At 54.9% G+C, this 308-nt stretch carries 1 protein-coding gene; it reads left to right on the top strand.

Going from position 1 to position 308, the window contains the following annotated elements:
* Positions 1-308, top strand: a 308-nt coding sequence (locus AB9F29_RS21965; RefSeq protein ID WP_369757257.1) for a hypothetical protein, incomplete at both ends; no start/stop codon positions are given.

Here is a 308-nt window from a genome sequence, read left to right as displayed (position 1 = left end):
ATCGGCGCGCTACACCGCTCGATAAAAGAACAGGAGGAACAGCGCCGAAACCTTGCAGAAGCATTACAACAGGCGCGTCAGGATGAACGCGAGACGGCAAAACTGGTTCGTTTGGCGATCCTGTCTGATGTATCGGAGCAATTGAAGGCTCCGAAGGCGCAACGGGCTAAAGCCGACGCAATCTTACGCGGATACGAGATAACAAAGGCCGCAATCGACAGGCTGTCGGACCTAGAGCGTCGCCGCGATATCGCGATCGAGACCCGTAAAATTCATTTTGCACGGTTTATCGTGGCCGCAGATACGGC

Source organism: Falsihalocynthiibacter sp. S25ZX9 (genome assembly GCF_041205405.1).
In the GTDB taxonomy this organism is placed as follows: Bacteria; Pseudomonadota; Alphaproteobacteria; order Rhodobacterales; family Rhodobacteraceae; genus Falsihalocynthiibacter; species Falsihalocynthiibacter arcticus.
Note: the sequence above shows the minus strand (reverse complement) of the source record. Positions and strands in the feature narration are given on the sequence as shown.